Below are 6,555 nucleotides of genomic sequence, written 5' to 3' on the forward strand. Positions count from 1 at the left end.
ATATTAGCGATTCCAATACTACAATGGAAAATAGATCTTGTTAATGAAACATATAATAATCTTAAATTTTCAGCAAGTGATTCTTCTAAAAAAAATTTTTTACTTTCTTTATCTTTTTTAAAATCTAAAATTAATTCAAAATTTTTTCTATCATGATAAACAATAGCATCTTTATTTATAAATTCTATAATATTTGAAGAAATAAATGGTAACCAAACAATAGGAAATTGCAACCCTTTAGCTTTATGTATTGTCATAATTTTTATTTTATTAAAATCATAATGTAATTTTATTTGTTTATTTAATAAATTTTTATCAGTATGTATAATTTGTTGTAATAACCATTCTATGGTTTGATAACAATTTATTATATTTATACATGATATTTGAATTAATTCTCCTAAATATAAAATATTTTTTATTTTTTTTTCTATAAAATCATTAATGATATTTTCTTTATAAAAAAGAATATCTTTTATAAAAATTGTTTCTAACATAGCTAAAATACCATGTTTTTTCCAAATAAATTTATAATTAATAAATTTATCAATTATTTTATCTAGATAAATTTTTTTTTTTCTATTTGTAAAAAAAGATAAATTAACATTAAATAATGTACTTGATAAAAGATTAATAATCTTTTGTTGTTTATTTGGTTGTAGAATAGTTTTTAATAATAAAACTAATTCTTTTGCTTCTTGTGTTTCAAATATATTATTTGAATCAGATAAATAAATGGAAGGTAATTTAAATTTAATAAATTCTTTTTGTAAAATAGAAGCTTCAAAATGATTTCTGACTAAAACTGTTATATCTGACATTGTAATATCTTGATTTTTATAATTTTTTTGAAAAAATGCTTTTTTTTTTTCTCCTAATATTATTAATTGACATATTTCGTATGCACATGTATATGCCATTTGCTGTTTATATGAATTAATGTCAATAATTTTATTAATAAACCAAAAAGTAATACCTGGTTTAATTTTTTTATTAATAATAAAATTATAATTTAATTTTTTAGTTGTATATTTAGTAGGATAAAAAACAATATTTTTAAATAAAAAAGGATAAGATCTATAAGAAAATATTTTATTTATACCATTTATCATAGTTTTAGAAGAACGCCAGTTATTTGTCAACGTATAACATTTTTTTATCTCGCAAGACGCTTTTAAATAAGTAAAAATATCTGCTCCTCTAAAAGAATAGATTGCTTGTTTTGGATCACCAATGAATATAATAATATTATCTAATGTATTAATATATATTTTTTTTAAAATATTATATTGTTGGATATCTGTATCTTGAAATTCATCTACTAATATTACAGGAAATAATTTTTTTATATCTTGTGCAATTTTTATACCAGATAAACTATTTAATCCTTTATTTAAAATATTTAATAAATCATCAAAACTAATTTGATTATTTACATTTTTTTTTTTTTTTACATATTTATTTATATATTTAATAGCTTTTATAATTATAAAAAATTTTAAATTATTAAATTTTTTTAAAAAAATATCTATTTTTTTAAATAAAATATATTTCGGAAATTTATTATTATTAATCGTTTTTTTATTTAAAAATTCTTGCGAGAATTTAGATATTTCTTTAGGATAAAAATTATCTTTATTTTCTGTTACACTCCATAAATCAATAATATTTATCCATTTATTTATTAATTTTTTATTATAAATATGTTTATTTATATTAGAATTGATAATAATATTAAAAATATTATTTTTATATTTAATCCAATGTTTTTTTAGTACTTTAATATATTTTAAATTTTTATAAAATTGTATATAAAAATCTTTATTTTCAATAAAGTATTTAATTTTTGGAAAAGGTTTTCTTAATAAAAAAGGAGTTACTGTATATAATAAATCAAAAGGAGTTTTCCAATAAGAAAAAACTATTTTTGCTATTTTTTTTGGAAGTTTATAAAAATATTTTCTCCAAAAATTAATAGAAGCTTCTTGTTGTAAAATTGATTCATCACTGATAATTTTTTTATGAGCAAAAAAATCATAAATTTCATAATTTTTAAAATTTAAAATTTTTTGACAAAAAGAATGTATTGTATAAATAGATGCATTATGAATATTTAATTCAGCTTTTAATAATAAATTATTAGCTGTTTTATAATCTTTAATTTGTTTTATAAATTTATTAATGATTTCATATTTACTTGTCTTTTCTAAACATCCTTTTCGTAATATATGAATACTGTTTTTTATTCTTTTACATAAATTTTCTTTTGCAATATCAGTAAAAGTTACTACTAAAATTTGTTCTACAGTTAATGGAAGATTATTAAAATTTTTTTGATGTAAACCTAATAACATTCTTAAATATAAGATAATAATAGTAAATGTTTTTCCAGTACCTGCTGATGCTTCTATAAGATATTGCCCTCTTAAATTTTCTTTAAATGGATTGAATTCTTTTAATTTTATCATTTTTTAAATTTAAATTAATTATTATTATAATATAATAAATCATATATCCATTCTTTTATTAATTTTTTAATTTTTATCCATTCTTTTTCTTTATTTAAATCAAAATTTAATTTTTTAAAATATGGATCATTATTTTCATTAATAAAATTATTATTATTCCAATAATAGAAAAAGATTTTTTTTGCTTGATTTTGTATAAATAAATTATTATTAATACATTTTTTTGTTTTATCAAAACAATTATTTATCCACGCCCAAGAACTTTTCATAGGTAAAAACATAGGATTATTTATACCATAAAAATAACCATTTATATATTTTTCTAATAAAAAAATAGCTTTTTTTTTTGTTAAAAACTTAAAATTATATTTTGTTTTTTTTGAACCATAAATAAATAAATTTATTTTTTTATTATAAATATTATTTGCACATAAAATTAAATGTTCAATCCAAAGACTAAAAATAGTTTTAATATCTATTATTTTAGGTTCAAATTTAATTAAGCCTTGTTTGTATTCAAAAATTTTTATTTTTCCTTCTAATATAATATTTAAAATTTTAAAATTAATTTTATAGATTTTTTCTGTATATTTATATTTTTGAAATTTATAATTAAATATTTGATTAATTTTATTTATTTTTTCTTCCCACCATATTTCACCATAATTACCATAAGGTAGAATACCATTATTTAAATAAAAATAATATAAATCATTAATATTTTCATTTAAAATTAATGCACGTAGTATTTTTTTATTTATAAAATATTCTTGTAAATAATTAATTGTAAATGGTTCTGTATTAGATGTTGTTATTTGATTTAGATCTTGTAAATATATTTTTAATTTTTGATTAAAAAATCCTTTAAGTGGATGTTTCCAAAAATTAATTAAATTATTAATTTTTAATTTAAAATTTTTTATGGTGTTTTTTATCTTAAAATTATGATCAACAAATACATTAAGTTTTTTTTTGTTAAAAATATTAACATGTTTATTTTTATAATTTCGATAAAAATATTTAATAAAATTATCATTAATTGTTTTTTTTTTTAAAAAATAATTTTTAGAAATATAAAATAATAATTTTTTTACTATATTAGATAAATTATTATTAATTTGATTAGTATTAGTACAGCTAATAAATAATTTTTTTTCTGTAGAAATAATTATTTTTAAAAACAAATTTTTTTCTTCATCTAAATAATTATTTTTATAAAAATTAGTTTGTAATAAATCAAATATAATAGGATATTTTTTTTTTGTATAAAAATAATTATTCATCCCAATTACAAAAATTTGTTTAAAAAACATATTTTTAAATATGTTTAAAGAACAAAAATTAATCTTATTTATAGCAAATAAAAAAAATTTATGTTTTTTTTTAATAAAAAATTTAATTTTTTTTATAATTATTTTAACTGAAATTTTTTTTTTATATTTTATATTAATACCATAATCAAGAAATAAAAAAATTTTTTTTAAAATAAAATTTATATTTTTATTTATAAATTTTTTTTTAGGAAAAAAATTTTGGTAAAGTTTTAATAAAATATTTTTCCATTTTTTTAAACAATATTTTTTATTAAGTTTATTTTTCCATTTTTCTAATTGAATTAAAAAATAAAGAAATTTACCTATTAATTCTCTTGATAATCCAACAGATATATTATATGGAATTAAATTTTTCCATTTACCTATATTTTGATCTAAAGCAAAACCTAAAAATATACGATAAATAGCTAATTTCCATGTATATTGATCCTTAGGTAATTTAATACTATGAAAATTTTTTATATTTAATCCATATTTAATTCCTAAATCTTTTATCCAAAAATGTAAATGTTCTAAATCATTTTTTTTTAAAAGAAATTTATTAGAGATATAATCATCATCTAATAAAAAAAATATTTCTTTAGGAGTTAAATCTATATAAGGTATTTTTAATAAAAATAAAAACTTATTTAAAATATCTAAATTTCTTATTTTATCATAATTAGAATATACATTAATAGGTATATCAATATTTTTAAATATTGTATTAATATAAGGAACATACAATTCTAAATTAGGAGATATAACAATAATGTCATGTAAAAAATAATTTTGATTTTTTTTTAAAGTATATAATATATTATTATATAATAATTTTATTTCAGTATAAAAATCTTCACAAATATTTATTTGAATAGATTTATCTAAATAATTAATTTTTTTTTTATATTTTAAATTATTCTCATTAAAATATAAAATATCATTTTTTATTTTATTTAATAAATTTACATTTTTATTTTCTATAAAAGCTTCAATATATCTAGAAGATATATTTATTAATTTATTTATATTATTTAAACAATAATTACCCCAAGAAAATAGTAATGTATTAAAATTAGTATTTTTTTTTTTATTACTTTTAGAAGTATTACCCCAATAATATTTAGAAGGAGTACACGTTAAAATATGTATTTCTATATATTTTTCTATTTTTTTTAGTAAATTTAAATATATTAAGGGAATATTCTGTATGTCTAATAAAAAAATTCTTTCTGGAATTAAATTATATTTAAATAATACATTTTTTTTATTTTTTTCATAAAAATAAAATAATTCGCCATAATACCATAATTTTCTCCCTAGAATATTTTTATAATATTTTAATAATGTTCTCCATAGTTTAGATTGCCATATTTGATGTTCTTTATTTATAGATGAAAAAAATTTTTTTTTCTCCCATAAAAATAATAATTCTGGTTTATTTTTTTGATAATCATAATATAAATTAGAAATTTGAGTAGATATTTGAAATAAATAATTAAAATCTTTAATTTTAGATCCAAAATTTTTTTTAAAATTTATAAATTCTTTAGTAGATATTAATTTAGGAAGTAATAATAATATTACCCAAACAATATTATCTTTATATAAAATATTATCTTTAGATATATTAGGTATTATTTTGATAAAAATATCCCAAATAAATTTATCAAAAGAGATAAATTTAATATTACTATATATGCCTAAAATTTTTGAAAAATTTATTTTAATTAATTTAGAAAAATTTTTATGTTTATCAAATACAATTATTTCTGGAGTTAAAGGATTTTTTAAAGGTTTTTTTTTAATTTGTATTTTTATTATATTTATTAATATATTAATATCATTTGAATAGTAGTGTGTAAACATATATATTTTATTTTTTAAAAGATGTTTTTTTTTTTATAAATAAAATTAATCCAATAACTATCATAATTATTGAAAACAATTGATCAATAGTTAAAATAATATGATTTTTTAAAAAAAAAAATTTTATATCAGATTCTCTAAAATACTCAATAAAAAATCTAATTATACCATAAAAAAATAAAAATAAAGATGATTTATATCCTATAAATAAGTTTTTTTTTAAAACTATATTTAAAATTAAAAATAAAATTATACCTTCCAATAAACATTCATAAATTTGTGTTGGATGTCTAGGTAATTTTCCATATTGAACAAAAATTTCTCTATATTGTGAATTTTTTTGCAAGTAAATTAAATCTTTTTTATTTGAGTTAGGAAACATAATAGCCCATGAAACATTTGTAACTTTTCCCCATAATTCACTATTAATAAAATTTCCTATTCTTCCCATACCAATACCAATTGGCACCATAGGAACTATAAAATCTGTAATTTGTAAAAAATTTTTCTTTTTAAAAAAAGAAATTAAAAATATCACCAAAATAGTACCTATTAAACCTCCAAAAAAAGACATTCCTCCTTGCCAAATTTTTATTAAAATTATAGGATTTTTAATAAACATATGTGTATTATATATTAATGTACATCCTAATTTCCCTCCTAATAATAAACCTAAAAAACATAAACATAATAAATTATTAACTTCTTCTTTTTTCCAAAAATTATTATTTTTATTTTTTAAATAAGAAATTTTTTTTATTAAAATAAAACTAATAAAATACATAATACCATACCAATAAATATTAATTTTATCTATTTTTAGAAAAATAGGATTTATGTGTGGAAATAAAAAATATTTTTTATACATTTTCTTATATTAAAAATTAATTAATTAATATTAATAT

Annotated in this window: 3 protein-coding genes; all 3 read right to left on the minus strand. The window is 15.3% G+C overall.

What is annotated here, in order from left to right:
- On the minus strand, positions 1-2,468 hold a 2,468-nt coding region (locus GJU03_RS02050; protein ID WP_168919017.1), incomplete at its 3' end, for a UvrD-helicase domain-containing protein.
- A gap of 14 nt (positions 2,469-2,482) precedes the next feature.
- Entirely contained in the window at positions 2,483-5,650 is a 3,168-nt protein-coding gene (locus tag GJU03_RS02055) for an exodeoxyribonuclease V subunit gamma (protein ID WP_168919018.1), read from the minus strand.
- A gap of 7 nt (positions 5,651-5,657) precedes the next feature.
- Entirely contained in the window at positions 5,658-6,518 is an 861-nt protein-coding gene (lgt, locus tag GJU03_RS02060; RefSeq protein ID WP_168919019.1) for a prolipoprotein diacylglyceryl transferase, read from the minus strand.
- Positions 6,519-6,555 lie beyond the last annotated feature (37 nt).

This window comes from Enterobacteriaceae endosymbiont of Donacia bicoloricornis, from assembly GCF_012567955.1.
Classification (GTDB): Bacteria; Pseudomonadota; Gammaproteobacteria; order Enterobacterales; family Enterobacteriaceae.

Coding starts and splice junctions, on each gene's coding strand:
- lgt (WP_168919019.1), bottom strand. CDS start 6,518: ATGTATAAAAAATATTTTTTATTTCCACACATAAATCCTATTTTTCTA.
- GJU03_RS02055 (WP_168919018.1), bottom strand. CDS start 5,650: ATGTTTACACACTACTATTCAAATGATATTAATATATTAATAAATATA.